Source organism: Streptomyces sp. NPDC059224 (assembly GCF_042754285.1).
Classification (GTDB): Bacteria; Actinomycetota; Actinomycetes; order Streptomycetales; family Streptomycetaceae; genus Streptomyces.
The window spans coordinates 114,367-133,321 of the sequence record NZ_JBHZAN010000020.1 but is presented as its reverse complement, the minus strand read 5'-3'; the positions used below and the strand labels follow the sequence as shown (position 1 = coordinate 133,321).

Here is an 18,955-nt window from a genome sequence, read left to right as displayed (position 1 = left end):
GGGTCATATGGGCGTCCGCGCCAGGGGGGGGGCGGGGGGGCGGCGGGGGGGGCTCGCGCTGGCGCGGAAGCGGTGTGCCCGCCGGGCGCCGGACACACGGCTTCCGGTGGTCCTCAGCCCACCGTCACTTCCTCCGGCTCCCCGCTGGACCGGGGCTCGGGCGGTCGTGTCGGCCGCTCCTCACGGTGTGCCGGGTCCGTCACCTCCCCCACCAGCAGTTCCAGCACGTCCTCCAGTGCCGCGAGGCCCAGAACCCTGCCGTGCGCGTCGGCCACCTGCGCAAGGTGCGTCGCGGCCCGGCGCATCACCGTGAGCGCGTCGTCCAAAGGCAGCTCCGCCCGCAGGGTCGTCATCGGGCGCCACAGCTGCTGCGGCACCGCCCGGTCCGAGTCCTCCAGGTCGAGCACGTCCTTCACGTGCACGTAGCCCATGAACGCGCCGGACTCGGCGGCGACCGGGAACCGGGAGTAGCCCGTGCGGGCGGTGAGCTCGACGATCTGGCCCGGGGTGACCGACGGCGGAACCGTGATCAGGGACTCGCGGCGCAGCAGGACGTCCGTCACCGGGCGGGAGCCCAGTTCCAGCGCGTCCTCCAGGCGCTCCCGCTCCTCCGGGTCGAGCAGGCCCGCCTGGCCGGAGTCCTCCAGGAGCCGGTTGAGCTGCTCGCTGGTGACGACGGCCTCGACCTCGTCCTTCGGCTCCACCCGGAACAGCTTCAGGATGCCCTGGGCACAGGCCCCCAGGGCGACCGTGATCGGCCGGCACACGCGGGCGAAGGCCACCAGGCCGGGACTCAGCCACAGCGCAGCCTTCTCGGGCGCCGCCATCGCCAGGTTCTTCGGCACCATCTCACCGATGACGAGATGGAAGAAGACGACCCCGGCGAGCGCGATCACATAGCCCAGCGGGTGGATCATGCCCTCCGGCAGCCGCACCGCCTCGAACAGCGGTTCCAGCAGGTGCGCCACCGTCGGCTCGGCGACCGCGCCGAGCGTCAGCGAGCAGACGGTGATGCCGAACTGGGCGGCGGCCATCATCTGCGGGAGGCGCTCCAGCCCGTAGAGCACCTGGCGTGCCCGGGCCGTGCCCAGCGGTTCGATCTGGCTGCGGCGAACCGAGACCAGCGCGAACTCCGCGCCCACGAAGAAACCGTTGGTGAGCACCAGCAGGGCGGCGAGGACCAGTTGGAGAACGCTCATCGGACGGCCTCCGCGACGGCGGGGGCGGTGCGGACCAGGCGGACCCGCTCGGCGCGGTAGTGGCCGACCCGGCGGACCGACAGCCGCCAGCCGGGCAGCTCGGCCCGGTCGCCGGGTGCCGGGATCCGGCCGAGCAGGTCGGCGACCAGGCCGGCGACCGTCTCGTACGGGCCCTCGGGTACGTCGAGGCCTATCCGCTGGAGGATGTCGACGCGGACACTGCCGTCGACGTCCCAGGCGGGCCTGCCGTCCTGGGCCGGGGCGGCCGCGAGTTCCGGCGCGTCCGGGCTGTCGTGCTCGTCGCGGACCTCGCCGACGAGTTCCTCGACGATGTCCTCCAGGGTGACCACCCCGGCCGTACCGCCGTACTCGTCGACGACGACCGCGATGGGCTGCTCGGACCGGAGCCGGGCGAGCAGCGGCTGGACCGGGAGGGTCTCGGGGACCAGCAGCGCCTTGCGGGCGATGCGGCCGACGGGGGTACGCAGCCGGTCGTGGACCGAGACCGCCAGGGCGTCCTTGAGGTGGGCCATGCCGACGATCTCGTCGATCTTCTCCCGGTAGACCGGGAAACGGGACAGGCCGGTGGCCCGGGTGAGGTTGACCACGTCCTCGGCGGTCGCCGAGTCCTGGAGCGCGCTGACCTTCACCCGGGGGGTCATGACGTGCTGCGCGGTCAGCTCGCCCAGGGACAGGGTGCGCACGAACAGGTCGGCCGTGTCCTGTTCCAGCGCGCCGGCCCGCGCGGAGTGCCTGGCCAGCGAGACCAGCTCGCCCGGGGTGCGGGCGGAGGCCAGTTCGTCGGCGGGCTCGACACCCAGGGCGCGGACGAGCCGGTTGGCGACCGTGTTCAGCGCGGCGATGACCGGCCGGAACAGGCGCGAGAAGCGGGACTGCGGGCCGGCGACGAAGCGCGCGACCTGGAGCGGCTTGGAGACCGCCCAGTTCTTGGGCACGAGCTCGCCGATCACCATCTGGATCGCCGAGGCCAGCAGCATGCCGATGACGACGGAGATGCCCGAGACCGCGCCGTCGGGCAGACCGGTCGCGGTGAGCGGGCCGCTCAGCAGTGCGGCCAGTGCCGGTTCGGCGAGCATGCCGACGACCAGGGAGGTGATGGTGATGCCGAGCTGGGTGCCGGAGAGCTGGAAGGACAGTTCCTTCAGCGACTCGACGACCGTACCGGCGCGCTTGTCGCCGTCGGCGGCGGCCTTCTCGGCCTCGGGTCGCTCCACGGTCACCAGACCGAACTCCGCGGCCACGAAGAAGCCGTTGGCGAGGATGAGCAGGAACGCGGCTGCCAGGAGCAGCAGGGGGGTGGTCATGATGCCGCCGCCTCCGAGCCTTCACGGACTGCGAAAAGGCGTTCCGCGGTATGTCGGGAGGGGGCGGCGCAGGTACTACAGGACGATCCGTCCATCGCCGGAGAGGGTCACTCCTCGGGTAGCAGGAACCCCTGTGCGCGGGGCGCGCGACAGGGGCGGAGGCGGGACGTGAAAAGCCTCCGCCAACAGATTAATCAAGACAGGGCCCGCAAGGGCAGGGTGGACGACCCCGAGGCGGCTCCGAAGTTGCGTGATTTCAGCCCTGGTGCTGCTCGGGGTCGTGGCTCGCGTGCGCCTCGGCGAGGGCCCGCAGCGCCTTGGCGTCGGCGATCGCGCGCTGCTTCGCGATGCCCGGCTGGATGCCGAGCGCGGGCAGGCTGGTGCCGTCGCTGAGGTTCAGGAACACCCACGGGTCACCCGGGCGGAGGTTCACCTGGACGATCTCCGCCCACTCCAGATGCCGCCGGCTGGCGACGTTGACGACGGTGACCCCCGACTCGTCGGCGACCACTTTCACCCGGGCCAGCTGGGCCAGCACCCAGAAGATCAGCGCGCCGGTGACGACGAAGCTGAGCTGCTCCCCCGGGCCGAGCTGTTCGAGGAGCAGCGCGACCGCGGTGATGGTGGCGAACATGGCGAGACCGGCGGTGAGCAGGATCACGCGGGTGTGGCCCGGCCGGAAGGTGACGGGCAGGGAAGGAAGCTCGGACATCTCTCGGGGGCGTTTCAGAGGCGGCAGGCGTGGATGGCCGTGGTCAGGATGGCGCGGGCGCCGATGTCGTACAGGTCGTCCATGATCCGCTGCGCGTCCTTGGCGGGGACCATGGCGCGGACGGCGACCCAGCCCTCGTTGTGCAGCGGGGAGACGGTCGGGGACTCCAGCCCCGGGGTGAGGGCGACGGCCTTCTCCAGCTGCTCGACCCGGCAGTCGTAGTCCATCATCACGTAGGTCCGCGCGACCAGGACGCCCTGGAGGCGGCGCAGGAACTGCTGGACCTTGGGTTCCTCGATGTCGGCGCCCGCCCGGCGGATGACGATCGCCTCGGAGGTCATGATCGGCTCGCCGAAGACCTCCAGGCCCGCGTTGCGCAGCGAGGTGCCGGTCTCGACGACGTCGGCGATGACCTCGGCGACCCCGAGTTCGATGGCGGTCTCGACGGCGCCGTCCAGGTGGACCACGGAGGCGTCGACGCCGCTGTCGGCGAGGTGCTTGGCGACGATGCCCTCGTAGGAGGTGGCGACCGTCTTCCCCGTCAGGTCCGTCAGGGCGTCGGCCGCGCCGGGCTTCGAGGCGAAGCGGAAGGTGGAGCGGGCGAAGCCCAGCGGCAGGATCTCCTCGGCGTGGGCACCGGAGTCGATGAGCAGGTCCCGGCCGGTGATGCCGATGTCCAGGCGGCCGGAGGAGACGTAGATCGCGATGTCCCGGGGACGCAGGTAGAAGAACTCGACGTCGTTGACCGGGTCGACGGTGCGGAGTTCCTTGGACTCCCGGCGCTGCCGGTAGCCGGCCTCATGCAGCATGTCCGCCGCAGGGCCTGAGAGGGAACCCTTGTTGGGGACGGCGATGCGCAGCATGAGGTCGGCTTCCTTCGCTCGAAAAAAAGGGGTTTGTCGGAAAAGGCTCTACAGGTGGGCGTACACGTCGTCCAGCGAGATTCCGCGGGCGACCATCATCACCTGGACGTGGTACAGCAACTGGGAGATCTCCTCGGCAGCGGCTTCCTTGCCCTCGTACTCGGCGGCCATCCAGACCTCGGCGGCCTCTTCGACGACCTTCTTGCCGATGGCATGGACCCCCTTCCCGACCAGCTCGGCGGTACGGGACGTGGCGGGGTCGCCGTGGGCGGCCTTGTGCTGGAGCTCGGTGAAGAGCTCCTCGAAAGTCTTGTTGGACATGGTGAGCGCCAGACTACGCCAAACCCCGCGTCGCTCAGTGCCAGGGTTCAGATACTGAGCGGAGCGTGGCCGCCGTCGCCACCGCCGCCGTCACCGCCTCGTGGCCCTTGTCCTCGCGGGAGCCTTCCAGTCCCGCCCGGTCCAGGGCCTGCTCCTCGTCGTCGCAGGTGAGCAGGCCGAAGCCGACGGGGACGCCGGTCTCGACGGAGACCTGGGTGAGGCCCTGGGTGACGCCCTGGCACACGTACTCGAAGTGCGGGGTGCCACCGCGGATGACGACCCCGAGGGCGACCACCGCGTCGTAGCCGCGGCCCGCGAGGACCTTGGCCGCGACCGGGAGCTCCCAGCTGCCGGGGACCCGCAGCAGGGTCGGCTCGTCGATCCCCAGGTCGCGCAGGGCGCGCAGGGCGCCGTCCACCAGACCGTCCATCACCTTCTCGTGCCACTGGGCCGCGATGACGGCGACCCGCAGGTCGCTGACATTGCGTACGGACAACTCCGGTGCGCCCTTGCCGCTCACGTCTCTCCTCCGTGCTCTTTCTTTACTGGTTGCCGCAGGTGGAAGCCGCCCCGGAAGGGGCGTCCAGCCACGGCAGGTCGTGACCCATCCGGTCCCGCTTGGTGCGCAGGTAGCGGAGGTTGTGCTCGCCCGCCTGGACGGGCATCGGCTCCCGGCCGCTGACCTTGAGGCCATGGCTGAGCAACGCCTCGGTCTTGTCGGGGTTGTTGGTCATCAGCCGCACGCTGCGGACGCCGAGGTCGGTCAGGATCTGGGCGCCGGCGGCGTAGTCGCGGGCGTCCGCGGGCAGGCCGAGTTCGAGGTTGGCGTCGAGGGTGTCGCGCCCGCGCTCCTGGAGTTCGTACGCGCGCAGCTTGGACAGCAGCCCGATGCCCCGTCCCTCGTGGCCGCGCAGGTAGACGACGACACCCCGGCCCTCGTCCTGGATGCGGTCCAGGGCGGCGTCGAGCTGGGGGCCGCAGTCGCAGCGCGCGGAGCCGAAGACGTCTCCGGTGAGGCACTCGGAGTGGACCCGGACCAGGACGTCCTCGCCGTCGCCGAGCTCGCCGTGGACCAGGGCGACGTGCTCGACCCCGTCGGTGGTGGAGTGGTAGCCGAACGCCGTGAACGCCCCGTGCCTGGTGGGCAGGCTGACCTCGGCCTCACGGCGGACGGTGGGCTCGGCGGAGCGGCGGTAGGTGATCAGGTCGGCGATGGAGATGATCGTCAGGCCGTGCTTGCGGGCGAACGGGATCAGCTCGGGAAGACGGAGCATCCGGCCGTCCTCGCCGGCGATCTCGACGATGGCGCCGGCCGGCCGCAGGCCCGCGAGCCGGGCCAGGTCGACGGCGGCCTCGGTGTGCCCGTCACGGGTGAGGACGCCACCGGGCCGGGCGCGCAGCGGGAACACGTGGCCGGGGCGGACCAGGTCCGAGGGCTCGGCTTTCCCGCCGGCCAGCAGCCGCAGGGTGGTGGCGCGGTCGGCGGCGGAGATGCCGGTGGTGACGCCGTGCGCGGCGGAGGCGTCCACGGAGACGGTGAACGCGGTCTTCATGGACTCGGTGTTGTCCTCGACCATCTGCGGCAGCTGGAGCCGGTCGAGTTCGGCACCCTCCATGGGGGCGCAGATCAGGCCGCGGCACTCGCTCATCATGAAGGCGATGATCTCGGGGGTGGCCTTCTCTGCGGCGATGACGAGGTCACCCTCGTTCTCGCGGTCCTCGTCGTCGACGACCACGATCGGCCGGCCGGCCGCGATGTCGGCGATGGCCTGCTCGACGGGGTCGAGGGTGAGGTCCTCGATGCCCTCGGTGCGGTAGAGGATGGGTGCCGCGGTCATGCGGGTGCTCCTTCCAGAGCGGGCCGCGTGCCCTGGCGGGAGCGCAGCCACCAGTCGCGCATGCCCCACAGGACGAGCGCGCCGTAGATGACGTAGACGAAGCCGGAGAAGGCGTAGCCGTTGGCGAAGTTGAGGGGGACGCCGACCAGGTCGACCAGGAGCCAGGCGATCCAGAACTCGACCATGCCGCGGGCCTGGGCGTACATGGCGACGACGGTGCCGACGAAGATGTAGGCGTCCGGCCAGGGGTCCCAGGACAGGGACGGGTAGGCCTTGAAGAGCAGGGCGACGGCGACGGTACCGACGGCCGCGGCGGCGGTCATCGCGCCGCGCTCGCGCCAGGTGGCGAACCGGGGCGCGATGTGGCCGTCGGTGCCCCCGCCCTTGTTCCGGTTCCACTGCCACCAGCCGTACAGCGCGACGGCCATGACGACGGCCTGCTTGCCGGCGCTGCCGGTCAAGTGGCCGTAGAAGGCGCCGAAGAGGATGAGGCCGGAGGCGAACTGGACCGGCCAGCTCCACAGGTTGCGGCGCCAGCCGAGCGCGAGGGCGATCAGACCGAGGATGTTGCCGATCATGTCCGACCACAGGATGTGCTGGCCGAACAGGACGAAGGCCTCGGAGTTCAGCCAGTTCACCGGCCTGCTCCCTGCGTGTTCGCGAGCAGCCGCTCCACGTACTTGGCGACGATGTCGACCTCGAGGTTGACCGGGTCGCCGGGCTGCTTGCGGCCCAGAGTGGTCAGGTCGAGGGTGGTCGGGATGAGGCTGACGGTGAAGTGGTCGGGGCCGGCCTCGACGACGGTGAGGCTGATGCCGTCGACGGTGATGGAACCCTTCTCGACCACGTAGCGGGCGAGGTCGGCGGGGAGGGAGATCTTGACGATCTCCCAGTTCTCGGACGGGGTGCGGGACAGCACCTGACCGGTGCCGTCGACGTGGCCCTGCACGATGTGGCCGCCGAGCCGGGCGCCGACGGCGGTGGGGCGCTCCAGGTTGACGCGGGAGCCGACCTCCAGCGCGCCGAGCGAGGAGCGCTTCAGGGTCTCCTGCATGACGTCGGCGGTGAACTCGTCGCCCTCGTGCTCCACGACGGTCAGACAGACCCCGTTCACGGCGATGGAGTCGCCGTGCTGCGCGCCCTCGGTCACCACGGGGCCACGGAGCCGGAAACGGGAGGCGTCGCCGAGGTTCTCGACGGCGGTGATCTCACCCAGCTCTTCGACGATTCCGGTGAACACTTCCCGGGTCCTCCTGCCTCAATAGGGCACGGACTCCGGGGCCTGTCGACGAACGACAGAAAGGACGGAAGAGCACACCGGGAACGACGCCGACAAGGTCCCGCCCCTGACGGACGAGACCAGATACGGCGGCGCGCACAGGTTCATGCTCGCCCGCCGCGCACTGCCTCCCATCCGGACTTTAACCGTCGGTCCAGGAATTTCACCTGGTCAACCGGCCGCTGGAAGCGGACGGGTCGCGGACTGTAACCGCCGGTTCGGACTTTCACCGACCCCGGAGTGCGCTGCTTCTGGTACACGGCCAGTGTGCCACGCCCGAAGGTGGTCCATGCAGGGGTGCCGTGTGGGCTGCCTCACAGACCGTGCCGCTGGACTTCCCAGACGGGCCGTCATATGCCCGAGCGGCACCCAACGGGCCCTCGGACCAGGCAACTTGACTTGATCCGCAACCCTTGACCCTACTGGTCTAGTCCATTTATCGTTCGGGCGGGCCCGGCGACGGTGACGACGGCCCTTGCCCGTCGCCGGGTCGCCCAGCCGGGCGGTCGGGTCAGCGGTCCCGCGGCGCGAACAGTTCGTCCTGCGCCCGCTCCCGCGCCGTCAGAAGCGCTCCGCGCAGTACGGCCCCGCCACCGAGGGCGCTCGCCCGAACCTCGGTGGCCAGCGGGGACATCCGGCGCAGCCGTTCCTCCACGCGGGTGGCGAGCGCGGTGCCGCCGGCCGCGCCGATCTCGCCGCCGAGGACCACGCAGCCGGGGTCCAGGACGGCGACGACTGCCGCGACACCGATGGCGACGCGGTCGGCGAGGGCGTCGAGGAAGCGGGCAGGGGATTCCAGGTGAGGTGGGCACCCGTCTGCGGCCAGGTCGTGGCCGGTCGCGCGGAGCCCCTTGCCCCCACGGGGCGCTGACGGGTCGTCGCCGGCTTCACCCGTGCGCCGGGCCGCCTCCCCCACCAGCCTCGCGGCCGCGGGCTCGGGGGCCGTCGACTCTGCCGGAGGCAACCCGTGTTGCCCGGCCAGCTCGGCGATCGCGGCCGCGCCCACCAGGGAGTGGTAGCCGCCGGCGCAGTCCGTCGCCGACGGCAGCGCGCGCGTGCACGGCACCGGCAGGAAGCCGATCTCGCCCGTGCCACCGGAGGCGCCCCGGCGCAGGCTGCCGTCCAGGACGACGGCCGCGCCGCAGCTGAGTCCCAGCCAGAGCAGCACGAAGGTGTCGCGGTCGCGGGCTGCGCCCTCCCGCTGTTCGGCCAGGGCGGCCAGATTGGTCTCGTTCTCGACGCTGACCCGAGCCTGCGGGAACCGCTCCTGGACGGCGGCGACCAGCCGGCGGTGCCAGGCCGGCAGGCCCGCCGAGTCGCGGAGCTCGCCGCTCGCAGGGTCGATGAGTCCGGGCGCCCCGATGCCGACGGTGTGCAGCCGCCCGCCGCCGCAGACCCCCGCCTCCTTGGCCGCCCGCTCCACCAGCTCCACCGCCCGCTCGACGGCCGCTGCCTCGCCCGCCTCCGGCCCGACCGGCACCGACCCCTGCGCCAGCACCCGCCCCACCAGGTCGGACACCAGCACCGAGACGCTCTCGGTGCACACATCGAGGGCGGCCAGACAGAAGCGGTCGGCGACGATGCCGTACAGCCGGGCGTTCGGCCCCCGGCGCTGTGCGCCGGACTCGCCGACCACCGTGATCAGGCCGGAGGCGGTGAGCCGTTCGACGAGGTCCGCGACGGTGGGCCGGGACAGCCCGGTCAGCTGCTTCAACTGCCCTGCCGTCAACGCGCCTTCCTGCTGGAGCAGGGTCAGCGCGAGCCGGTCGTTGATGGCCCGGGCGGTGCTCGGTGATGCGGGCATGACGGGCATCCTCCCAGATCTGCGCGGCCCAGGACGGCCGCATCGCTCCTATCTATCAGGCAGGGTCCCTGATAGTTTACGGCGCGACAGCGGGGCGGCACCCACCCGGGGAGGGGCAGGACCATGAGAGCCATGAGAGACGCGGACCACGGGGTGAAGCGGGCGCGGTACGCCGTCGCCGCCGTGTTCACCGTGCACGGTGCCGTCACCGGCTCGTTCGCGACCCGGGTGCCCTGGATCCAGGACCACGCCGGCCTGAGCACGGGGCAACTCGGCTTCGCGCTCGCCTTCACCGCGTTCGGCGCATCCTGCTCGATGCCGCTGGCGGGTCGGATCAGCCATCGCTTCGGCAGCCGTACGGCACTGCGCGGGCTGATCGCGATGTGGACGCTGTCGCTGGTCCTGCCGTCCCTCGCGCCGAACCTGTACACGCTCTGCCTGGCGATGTTCGTGTACGGCGCCAGCGCGGGCATGGCCGACGTCGCGATGAACGCCCTCGGCGTGGAGGTGGAGCGGCTGCTCGGGAAGTCGATCATGTCGGGACTGCACGGCATGTGGAGCGCCGGTGCCCTGATCGGCTCGGCGGCGGGCACCCTCGCCGCACACCTCGGCGCGGACGCCCGGCTGCACTTCGCGCTGGCCGCCGCCACTCTCACCGTGCTCGGTGTCCTGGCGGCCGGCTGGGTGCTGGACGTGCAACCCGCCGAGGACGAGGAACCGCCGCCGCGGTTCGCGCTGCCGCCCCGGTCCGCCCTGCTGATCGGCGCGGTCGGCTTCTGCGCGGTGTTCGCGGAGGGGGCCAGCCTGGACTGGTCGGCGGTGTTCCTGCGGGACCGGATGGACAGTTCGGCGGGGCTCGCGGCGGCCACCACCACGGGGTTCATGCTGACCATGGCGATCGCCCGGATCAGCGGGGACGCCGTGGTGAACCGCTTCGGCACGGTGCGTACCGTGCGCGCGGGGGGTGTGCTGGCCGCGCTCGGCGGGCTGCTGATCGTCCTCGCCGGGCATCCGGCGGTGGCCATGACCGGGTTCGCGCTGATGGGCCTCGGCATCGCCGTCGTCGTACCGCTGTGCTTCGCGGCCGCCGGGCACGCCGGGCCGAACCCGAGTCAGGCCATCGCGGGTGTCGCGACCATCACCTACACCTCGGGGCTGGTCGCGCCCAGTCTGATCGGCGGGGTGGCCCAGGCCACCAGCCTGGTGGTGTCGTTCGGTGTGGTCACGGCCCTCACCTGCGGTCTGGTGGTGTTCGCGGGCGTGCTGCGGGCCGGGGAGCGCGGAGCACCGGCGGAGGTCAGCCCGCCGGCCGCAGCAGTTCCCGGCCCGCGGCCCTGAAGCGCTCGCTCCAGGGGGCGGGGCGCAGGGTCGCCGCGTCCAGCCGGACCAGGACCCGGGTGCCGTGCGCGTAGGTGGTCCGGCCGTCCGCCGAGCAGAACCGGAAGCCGTAGGTCAGGCCGGTGTTGCCGAGCCGTTCCAGCCACAGGTGGACGGCGTAGGTGCCCGGCCGGGTGACCGGCGCCTCGTAGCCGATCCGGAGTTCCTTGACCGCGTTGCAGGCGTCCTCGGCCGCGGCCCAGTCGCCCTCGAAGGCGAAGCCGTGTTCCTGCCAGAGCTCGGCCCAGGCCCGCTCGACCATCACCGGGTAGCGGGCGTTGTGGAGCAGCCCGAGCGCGTCCAGGTCGTCGAAGTGGACGGTGACGGGGATCAGCCGGCCGTAGGACAGGGCGGGCGCGGGCGGGGCTTCGGCGGTCACGGGTGGGGCTCCTGGGCGTTGCTGACATTTCGCTGACCTTCAGCTGACGCCAGTCTAAGCGAGCGCTCAGGAACCCCGTCGGCGGCCTCAGCCCGCGATCGAGTCCAGCTGTTCGGCGGCCGGGCGCAGCGCCCAGAGGTCGCCGCCGGGGGGCGCCTCCAGCCGTCGCACCGCCCGCTGGGCCGCCCTGTCACCGGCGTCGGCGGCCGCGTGGACGACGTCGGACGCGGCGTAGCGGTGGAACTCCAGCTCCGGATACGGCCAGGCGGCGGCTCCGGTGGCGGCGGGCAGCAGGTAGTCCACGGCCTTGGACAGGCTCTGCCCGTCCGGTCCCCGGTAGGTCCAGAGGTTCACTCCGACATGCCGGCCGATGGCCGCGAGCCGGGTGTAGGCGACCAGGTCGAAGGTCGAGTAGTGCCAGCTCCTGGTCCGCGCCAGCTCCTGCGGCTGGCTCCCGTCGCCCGCGATCTGCGGGTCGATCCGCCCGGACCGGGCGTCCAGCACGGTCTCCCTCGCCAGCGCCTTGTCCCCGGTCGCGTAGGCGAGGGCGGCGAGCTGCATGTCGTAGAAGGTGCCGTGGTTGTTGGCGGCGGCGCCCTCCTCCTGTCCGAAGGCGCTGTTCTCCAGCCAGTCGCGGAAGTCCGTGTTCCAGCCGTGCATCCCGGCGCGGTCGGCGGCGCTCCAGCCGGGTGCGCCGGTGGCGAGGATCGCGAGCGCGTCGACCACGCTCGTGTACGACTGGGAGAAGTCGATGACGCCGATGGCCCGGCCGTCGTACTTGCACGGGATGAACTGGGCGTGGTCGAGGTTCGGGTTCATCCGGGTCGCCGGGTCGAGGAACCAGGTGCGCAGGACCCGCCCGGCCTTCTCGGCGTACTGCCGCTTGCCCGTGTAGTACCAGGCGAGGGAGAGGTCGTAGGCCGAGTCGAAGACCTTCTCGACGTCCTGGCGGTCGGTACCGGTGTCGACCTCGGGATTGCGCTGTCCGTCGCGCTGGACGTAGGGGCAGCCCCAGGGGTTGCCGGCGGTGGGCGTGGTGGTGGGCCACCAGTAGGGGGCCTGGCTCAGGTATTCATGGACGTCGCCGCCGGGGGCGGGCCTCGGCTTGTCGACGACCGTCCAGGGGCCCTGCCCCAGCCAGGCATCGGCGCGGCTCGTCAGGTCCTTGACGGCGCGGCGGAGCCGGGGGTCGCCGCGGTCCAGGTCGGCCTTGGTCCGCTGGAGGCGGGCACCGTCGAGCACGGCTGTGTCGGGGGCCTTCGGGGCCCGCGCGGTCGCGTGGGCGGAGGGAACGAGGACGGCCCCGATGGCCGCGAGTGCCGTCAGGACGACGGCCGCACGGGATCTTCCACTCATCGAGCACTCCGATCGGACTGGAACCGGACGAGAACCGGACTGGAGTCGGACTGGAATCGGACTGGAGTCGGACAGAGCAGTCGTTAATCAGATACGTGAACTTGGTTCACAGGTAGGACCGTGTGAGCGTAGGACGGCCAGGTAGCCATGACAATGGTCCGGACCGTCTTCACGTACGAAGCCGTCTTCACAGCACCTGGAAGAAAGCGAACCCCCACCATGGATCTCGGCGTGCGCTGGAAACTGCACGGAGACGGGCGCACGCCCGCGCCCGGAGCGGTGGTACGCCCCGACGAACGGCTCTCCTGGCCCCGCACGATCGGGCTCGGCGCCCAGCATGTGGTCGCGATGTTCGGCGCGTCCTTCGTGGCGCCGGTGCTGATGGGTCTGGATCCCAACCTCGCGATCATGATGTCCGGCGTCGCGACCGTGATCTTCCTGCTCGCGACCCGTGGCCGGGTCCCCAGCTACCTGGGCTGTTCCCTGTCTTTTGTGGGGGTCGCGGCCGTCATCCGCGCCCAGGGCGGCACCAGCGCCACCGTGACCGGCGCGGTCCTCGTGGTCGGCGCCGTGCTCTTCCTGGTCGGCCTGGCCGTCCAGCGCTTCGGCGCCCGGATCATCCACGCCGCGATGCCGCCGATCGTCACCGGAGCGGTCGTCATGCTGATCGGCTTCAACCTGGCCCCGGTGACCGCCTCCACCTACTGGCCGCAGGACCAGTGGACCGCCCTGCTGGTGATGGCCTTCACCGCTCTGGCCGTCGTCTGTCTGCGTGGTTTCTGGTCCCGGATCGCGATCTTCCTGGGCCTGGTCTTCGGGTACGTCCTGTCCTGGGCCCTCGACCGGATCTTCGGCCGGATCCACTCCACCGGCCCGGGCGGCAAGGTCACCGACCACTGGCGCCTCGACCTCTCCGGCGTCGGCAGGGCGGACTGGATCGGGCTGCCCTCCTTCCACGGACCGTCCTTCCAGTGGTCGGCTGTCCTGGTCGCCCTCCCGGTCGTGATCGCCCTGGTCGCGGAGAACGCCGGACACGTCAAGGCCGTCGGCGAGATGACCGGCGAATCCCTCGACGACCGGCTCGGCACGGCGATCTCGGCGGACGGGGTCGCCTCCGTGCTCTCCACCGCCGTGGGCGGCCCGCCGAACACCACCTACTCCGAGAACATCGGCGTGATGGCCGCGACCCGGGTCTACTCCACCGCCGCCTACTGGGCCGCCGCCGGCTTCGCGCTGCTCTTCGGCGTCTGCCCCAAGTTCGGCGCGGTCGTGGCCGCGGTCCCGGGCGGGGTGCTCGGCGGCATCACCGTCATCCTGTACGGCATGATCGGCCTGCTCGGCGCCCAGATCTGGCTGCACGCCAAGGTCGACCTGCGCAACCCGCTGAACCTGGTCCCGGCCGCCGCGGGCATCATCATCGGCGTCGGCAACGTCAGCATGACGTTCACCGACACCTTCTCCCTCAGCGGCATCGCCCTCGGCACCCTCGTCGTCATCGTCGGCTACCACACGCTGCGCGCCTTCGCCCCCGCCCACCTCAGGGGGCAGGAGCCTCTGCTGGACGAGGGCACCAGCTCCTACGACGAGACCCGGCCGTAGGCGCGCACCGGGGTCAAGGTCTGCGTCCCCCGTTCCGGGGAAGCGCCGGGCCCGTCGGCGCGTCGGCCGGCCCGGGGCTGGGACGCTTCCCCCATGGCGCAGTCGGAACACCTCATCGCTCCGGTCGGCACCGTCGTCTCCCGGATGCGCGCGCTGGACGCGGCCCTGCCCGGGCAGGACGGGGTCGCGGTCTTCAACCGTGTCTACCTCTCCGTCACGGAGGAGGTCGAACGGCGGCTGGACGCGGGCCGGTTCGGGGATCCCAGAGCCGCCGCGACGCTGGACGTGCGGTTCGCTGAGCGGTACCTGGCCGCCGTGGACGCGACGGAGGGCGACCGCCGTCCGCCGGCCTGCTGGCGGCCGCTGTTCCAGCTGCGCCGCCATCCCGGGGTACGACCACTGCAGTTCGCGCTGGCCGGCATCAACGCCCACATCGGGCACGACCTGGCGCTGGCCGTGGTGGACAGCTGCCATGCGCTCGACTGCGAACCGGCCGATCTGGAGGACGAGTTCGACCGCGTCGGCGAGCTGCTCGTCTCACTGGAGGAACGCATCCGCGAGGATCTGATGCCGGGCCCCGATCTGCTCCAGATCGCCGATCCGCTGACCCATCTGCTGGGTTCCTGGAGCCTGGAGCGGGCCCGGGACGCGACCTGGTCGGCGGCGCGGGCCCTGTGGGCGCTGCGCCGGTTCGGCGACCTGGCCGAGGAGTTCACCGAGCGGCTGGACGCGGCGGTGGGGCTGGCAGGGCGGATGCTGCTCACGCCGCTGTCCCGCTGAGACGGCCTGATCCGGTCGGTGTGCGAGCCGCCTCGGAATCACCTCGTGATCGTCCTACGTTGACGGCACGACCCGATTGCGAAGGAGCACCGGAATGACGACTCGGCTCGGCCTCAGCCTTCCCCAGATGCGGCAGTACTCCATCGGCACGGACGTCCCCGACGTGGCCCGTACCGCCGAGCGGACCGGCTACGACAGCCTGTGGGTCTTCGAGCGTGCCCTCTTCCCGGAGCCCGCCACGCAGGGGCTGTACAACATCGAGGGTCTCCCCTGGCCGGACTCGTACCGGGACGTGGCCGAGCCCCTGGTCACCCTCACCCTCGCCGCCGCGGTCACCGAGCGGGCGAGGCTGGGCACCAGTGTGCTGGTGGCGCCGCTGCACGTCCCCTTCCAGCTGGCCAAGTCGCTGGCCTCGCTGGACGCCGCGACCGGCGGCCGGGTGGTCGCGGGCCTGGGCACCGGCTGGTCGCTCGACGAGTACGCGGCCGCCGGAATCCGGCCGTTCGAGGAGCGCGGCAAGGTGCTCGACGAGCTGATCGCGGTGTGCCGGGCCGTGTGGGGCCCGGACCCGGTGAAGTACGACGGGGACCTGACGAGGATCGCCTCCGCCGTGGTCGGCCCCAAGCCCGCCCGGCCGATCCCGGTCCTGCTGGCCGCGGGCAGCAGGAAGGCGCAGCGGCGCCTGGTGGACCACGCCGACGGCTGGCTGCCGGTGGGCATGGGCGCCGAGCAGCTCGCCGCCCAGTGGCGGGAGTTGCAGGACCTGGCGGCCGAACGCGGCCGCACCGAACCGATCCAGACGGTCGTACGGGTCAACGCCGTGCACACGGCCAAGCCCTACGACGGCCCCGACCGGCAGCCCTTCCAGGGCAGCGCCGACCAGATCGTGGAGGACCTGGTGGCACACGCGGCGGTCGGTCTGGAGGAGATCCTGATCGACCTCCAGACCACTCCGCGCGACGCCCAGGAACTGAAGGACGTCGCCACCGAGGTCTACGAGAAGGCCCGGGCGGCCGGGGTCTGAGTCCTCGCCGGGCCCTAGTCCTCGGGGAGTTCGACCGGTGCGATCTCGTCGTAGACGTCACCGGGACCCGGGTTGGCCGGGTCGGTGGTGCCGCCGAAGTGGTGCATGACGCCCCAGACCGCGTTCAGCGCGGTCTGGACGGCGCCCTCGGCCCAGCCCGCCGTCCACGAGATGTCGTCGCCGGCGAGGAAGATGCCCCGCTTGTCCGCGGGCAGCCGGTCCTGCACGAAGTGCGTGAACAGGCGCCGCTGATAGCGGTAGTGGCCGGGCAGGTTGGCCTTGAACGCACCCATGAAGTAGGGCTCGTTCTCCCAGGAGACGGTCACCGGGTTGCCGATGACGTGCTTCCTGATGTCGACTTTCGGATAGATCTCGCCGAGCGACTTCAGCATCACCTCCATCCGCTCGTTCGCGGACAGCGGCAGCCACTTCAGGCTGTCGTCGCACCAGGTGTAGGAGAGACAGATGACGGCGGGCTTGTCCGGGCCGTCGTCCAGGAGGTACGTGCCGCGGGTCATCCGGTCGGTGAGCGTCATCGACATGACGTCCCGCCCGGTCTCCTCGTCCTTGTCGAGCCAGAACGGCCGGTCGACCGGGACGAACAGCTTCGAGGACTCCATGTAGTGGGTGCGCTCGATCGCGGTCCAGTGGTCGATCGGGAAGAGCGAGTCGTCGCAGGCGATCTTCGACAGCAGCATCCAGGACTGGGCCGTGAAGATCGCCGCGCGGTACGTGCGGATGTCGCCATGGGCGTCCGTCACGGTGATCCGGTTGCCGCTGGTGCGGTGCAGCCGGGTCACGGCGGGGCGCGGCTCGCCGTGGTCGTGCAGCTTCGCGAGCGAGGTGCCGTACGCCCAGTGCACGATCTTCTCCGGCTCGCGCTCCCAGAGCCGCAGCGGAAGCTGCTGGCTGCCGCCGACGATGCCCCGGTGGTGGTCGTCGGCCTCGGTGTAGACGACGCGCAGGATCTCCAGGATCGAGTTCGGGAAGTCCGTGTCCCAGCCGCCCGTGCCGAAGCCGACCTGGCCGAAGATCTCGCGGTGCCGGAAGGACTTGAAGGCCTCGGAGTCGCAGAGGAAGCCGTAGAAGGTCTGGTTGTCGAGCTTCTCGACCAGCCGGGACCAGATCTCGCGGATGCGCGGCACGTCCCGCTCGCACAGGGCGCGGTTCATGTCGGAGAAGTCGGCGCCCTCTTCGAGGCACCTGTTCCAGGCGTCGGCGACGTCACGGTAGACCTGCGGCAGGTCGGCGGCCGTCTCGGCGTAGTGCGACTCGCCCTTGAGGTCCACGACCGTCGAAGGGGTGGCCTCCGCAAGGGGGTTGGGGAAGGGACGGGTCTCCAGTCCCACCATGTCGATGTAGTGCTGGAGGGCGGTGGAGGAGGGCGGGAAGCGCATCGCGCCCATCTCGGCGGTCAGCGAGGGGTCGCAGCCCTCGAAGCCGACGGTCCGCAGCCGGCCGCCGATCTTGTCGGCCTCGTACACGACCGGCTTCAGGCCCATCTTCATCAGCTCGTACGCGGCCACGATGCCGGACAGCCCGCCGCCGATGACCGCGATCTCGGTGCCGTGCTCGGTCGCGGGTATCTGGCCGAGGCCCGCCGGGTGGGCGAGGAAGTCGTCGTACGCGTACGGGAAGTCCGGTCCGAACATGGTGATCGGCGGCTGCTGCTCGTCTGCGTGCTCGACGGCGTTGGGCACGGTGGACGTCATGGGGTACGGACTCCTTGCGACTTGCGACCTGCGAAAAGAACGGGGAGGAGAGGGGAAGGTCAGACCAGGGCCCCGTAGAGGCCGGGCCGGCGGTCCTTCAGGTAGGGGTTCGCCTCGCGGGAGGCGGCGAGCAGGGCGGAGTCGACGTCGGCGACGACGAGTTCCTCGCCGCGTCCGGCCCGGGCCCGTGTCACGCCGTCGGGGCCGGTCAGCCCGGACAGCCCGAAGAAGTCGAACTCGCCCTCCTGGCCGGCCCGGTTGACGTACGCCACGTACATCTGGTTCTCCCAGGCCCGCACCGGGACCAGGGACTCGGCGACGAACTGGAACGGGTGCATGTTCGCCGTCGGGACGACCAGCAGGTCGGTGCCGGCCAGGGCGTGCGCGCGGACCGGCTCCGGGAACTCCACGTCGTAGCAGATCATGATCCCGACGGTGAGACCGTTCAGTTCGGCCTGGACGACCGGCTGCTCGCCCGGTGTGAAGTGGTCGCGCTCGAAGCAGCCGAAGAGGTGGGTCTTGCGGTAGTTCGCGAGCCTGGTGCCGTCCGCGGAGATCAGCTGGGCGGAGTTGTATACCACGTCACCTGCGCGCTCCGGGTAACCGTAGGTGATCGCCAGGCCGTGCCGGTGGGCCAGCTCGGCGATCGCGTCGGCGCAGTCGCCGTCGGCCGGCTCGGCGAGGCGGCCGATGTCGTCGCCGATCGCGTAGCCGGTCAGGAACATCTCGGGTGCGACGAGCAGCGCGGCGCCCTCGGCGGCGGCCCGGCCGGCGGCCTCGTCGAGCGCCTTGAGGTTCTCGACGGTCGAGCCGGGGCGGCCGGAGCTCTGGAGCAGGGCGGTGCGCATGCGGGTCCTCACCGGGTACGGAGGGGGTCTGTGGCCATTTAGACGGTAGGTCGGCGGGCCGGGCCGGACAAGGAGGAGCCGTTGCGCGTGGCCGGACGGTTCGTTGCGTGATACAGGCGTATGGCGGCGATTCGTTGCGCCGGGCGTATCCCTACAGCTCCCTCAGCCGTTCGACGATCTCCTTCAGCAGGGCCGGGTCGGCGGCCGGACCGGCCGGTTCCACGCGGCGCGGCCGGTCGATGCGGACCAGGCCGGCCTCGGCGAGGTCGCCCAGCAGGACGCGGACGACGGTGAGCGGCAGGTCGGCGTCCGCGGCTAGCTCGACGACCGGGCGGGCGCCGCGCCGCACCAGGGCGAGCAGGGCGGCCCGGGCATGGTCGACACCCGTCTCGGCCAGGTCCGCGTCCACCGCCGTGACCTGGGACATCAGGTCGATGGTGAGCCGTTTGGACGGCTCGGTCCGCCCCCGGGTCACGGTGTAGGGGCGGACCAGCGAGCCGGTCTCGCCCTCGTACCAGTGCTCGTCGCTCACCGCGGGG

The 18,955-nt window shown here is 71.5% G+C and carries 19 protein-coding genes and 1 riboswitch; of the genes, 4 read left to right on the top strand and 15 right to left on the bottom strand.

Annotated elements, in window-relative coordinates; all coding sequences use genetic code 11:
• Positions 1-113: 113 nt before the first annotated feature.
• The 10 genes from ACFXI4_RS23315 to ACFXI4_RS23270 form a co-directional block, all read right to left on the bottom strand.
• Complete coding sequence (locus tag ACFXI4_RS23315) at positions 114-1,199, bottom strand: hemolysin family protein (protein WP_384993955.1); 1,086 nt, start codon at positions 1,197-1,199, stop codon at positions 114-116.
• Complete coding sequence (locus ACFXI4_RS23310; protein ID WP_384993953.1) at positions 1,196-2,524, bottom strand: hemolysin family protein; 1,329 nt, start codon at positions 2,522-2,524, stop codon at positions 1,196-1,198. Before ACFXI4_RS23310 ends, ACFXI4_RS23315 begins: the two co-directional genes overlap by 4 nt.
• Positions 2,525-2,780: 256 nt before the next feature.
• Complete coding sequence (locus ACFXI4_RS23305; protein ID WP_384993950.1) at positions 2,781-3,236, bottom strand: PH domain-containing protein; 456 nt, start codon at positions 3,234-3,236, stop codon at positions 2,781-2,783.
• 14 nt (positions 3,237-3,250) lie between these two features.
• On the bottom strand, positions 3,251-4,099 hold the full coding sequence (hisG, locus tag ACFXI4_RS23300) for an ATP phosphoribosyltransferase (protein WP_384993947.1): 849 nt from the start codon (positions 4,097-4,099) through the stop codon (positions 3,251-3,253).
• A gap of 48 nt (positions 4,100-4,147) precedes the next feature.
• Positions 4,148-4,420: a phosphoribosyl-ATP diphosphatase gene (locus tag ACFXI4_RS23295; RefSeq protein ID WP_030946750.1), complete on the bottom strand. Its 273-nt coding sequence runs from the start codon at positions 4,418-4,420 to the stop codon at positions 4,148-4,150.
• 34 nt (positions 4,421-4,454) lie between these two features.
• Entirely contained in the window at positions 4,455-4,940 is a 486-nt protein-coding gene (gene ribH / locus ACFXI4_RS23290) for a 6,7-dimethyl-8-ribityllumazine synthase (RefSeq protein ID WP_362722578.1), read from the bottom strand.
• A 22-nt stretch (positions 4,941-4,962) separates the two neighbouring features.
• Positions 4,963-6,258 carry a bifunctional 3,4-dihydroxy-2-butanone-4-phosphate synthase/GTP cyclohydrolase II gene (locus ACFXI4_RS23285; RefSeq protein ID WP_384993945.1) on the bottom strand — a complete coding sequence of 432 codons (1,296 nt, stop codon included), beginning with the start codon at positions 6,256-6,258 and terminating at the stop codon, positions 4,963-4,965.
• Positions 6,255-6,896: a nicotinamide mononucleotide transporter family protein gene (locus tag ACFXI4_RS23280; RefSeq protein ID WP_362722572.1), complete on the bottom strand. Its 642-nt coding sequence runs from the start codon at positions 6,894-6,896 to the stop codon at positions 6,255-6,257. Before ACFXI4_RS23280 ends, ACFXI4_RS23285 begins: the two co-directional genes overlap by 4 nt.
• Entirely contained in the window at positions 6,893-7,498 is a 606-nt protein-coding gene (locus ACFXI4_RS23275) for a riboflavin synthase (protein ID WP_384993942.1), read from the bottom strand. The genes ACFXI4_RS23280 and ACFXI4_RS23275 overlap by 4 nt, the downstream gene beginning before the upstream one ends.
• 156 nt (positions 7,499-7,654) lie before the next feature.
• Positions 7,655-7,785: riboswitch (FMN riboswitch) on the bottom strand.
• A gap of 263 nt (positions 7,786-8,048) precedes the next feature.
• Positions 8,049-9,341, bottom strand: a complete 1,293-nt coding sequence (locus ACFXI4_RS23270; RefSeq protein ID WP_384993939.1) for an ROK family transcriptional regulator — start codon at positions 9,339-9,341, stop codon at positions 8,049-8,051.
• A gap of 123 nt (positions 9,342-9,464) precedes the next feature.
• Here ACFXI4_RS23270 and ACFXI4_RS23265 point away from each other — a divergent pair, with 123 nt between their 5' ends.
• A complete protein-coding gene (locus tag ACFXI4_RS23265; RefSeq protein ID WP_384993937.1) occupies positions 9,465-10,679 on the top strand; it encodes an MFS transporter in 1,215 nt (404 codons plus the stop codon).
• On the opposite strand, the gene ACFXI4_RS23260 is transcribed toward ACFXI4_RS23265, so the two are convergent.
• Both ACFXI4_RS23260 and ACFXI4_RS23255 read right to left on the bottom strand, forming a co-directional pair.
• Positions 10,639-11,097 (bottom strand): acyl-CoA thioesterase, encoded by a 459-nt coding sequence (locus ACFXI4_RS23260; protein ID WP_384993934.1) that lies wholly within the window; start codon positions 11,095-11,097, stop codon positions 10,639-10,641. The genes ACFXI4_RS23265 and ACFXI4_RS23260 overlap by 41 nt on opposite strands.
• Before the next feature lie 87 nt (positions 11,098-11,184).
• Positions 11,185-12,453, bottom strand: a complete 1,269-nt coding sequence (locus ACFXI4_RS23255; protein ID WP_384993932.1) for an alginate lyase family protein — start codon at positions 12,451-12,453, stop codon at positions 11,185-11,187.
• 219 nt (positions 12,454-12,672) lie between these two features.
• On the opposite strand from ACFXI4_RS23255, the gene ACFXI4_RS23250 reads away from it, so the two are divergent.
• From ACFXI4_RS23250 to ACFXI4_RS23240, 3 genes are all read left to right on the top strand, one after another.
• Positions 12,673-14,052 carry a uracil-xanthine permease family protein gene (locus tag ACFXI4_RS23250; RefSeq protein WP_384993929.1) on the top strand — a complete coding sequence of 460 codons (1,380 nt, stop codon included), beginning with the start codon at positions 12,673-12,675 and terminating at the stop codon, positions 14,050-14,052.
• Positions 14,053-14,145: 93 nt separating this feature from the next.
• Positions 14,146-14,832, top strand: coding sequence for a DUF5995 family protein (locus tag ACFXI4_RS23245; RefSeq protein WP_384993925.1), 687 nt, complete (start codon positions 14,146-14,148; stop codon positions 14,830-14,832).
• 94 nt (positions 14,833-14,926) lie between these two features.
• Positions 14,927-15,856, top strand: a complete 930-nt coding sequence (locus ACFXI4_RS23240; RefSeq protein ID WP_384993922.1) for an LLM class F420-dependent oxidoreductase — start codon at positions 14,927-14,929, stop codon at positions 15,854-15,856.
• 14 nt (positions 15,857-15,870) lie between these two features.
• Here ACFXI4_RS23240 and ACFXI4_RS23235 read toward each other — a convergent pair whose 3' ends face one another.
• The 3 genes from ACFXI4_RS23235 to ACFXI4_RS23225 all read right to left on the bottom strand — a co-directional run bounded on the left by ACFXI4_RS23235 (position 15,871) and on the right by ACFXI4_RS23225 (position 18,948).
• Entirely contained in the window at positions 15,871-17,568 is a 1,698-nt protein-coding gene (locus tag ACFXI4_RS23235; protein WP_384993920.1) for a flavin monoamine oxidase family protein, read from the bottom strand.
• Positions 17,569-17,627: 59 nt separating this feature from the next.
• The gene (locus tag ACFXI4_RS23230; protein WP_384993916.1) at positions 17,628-18,416 is read right to left on the bottom strand and encodes a carbon-nitrogen hydrolase family protein; all 789 of its coding nucleotides are present in this window, start codon (positions 18,414-18,416) and stop codon (positions 17,628-17,630) included.
• Positions 18,417-18,567: 151 nt separating this feature from the next.
• Positions 18,568-18,948, bottom strand: coding sequence for a DUF742 domain-containing protein (locus ACFXI4_RS23225; protein ID WP_384993913.1), 381 nt, complete (start codon positions 18,946-18,948; stop codon positions 18,568-18,570).
• Between the last annotated feature and the right edge of the window lie 7 nt (positions 18,949-18,955).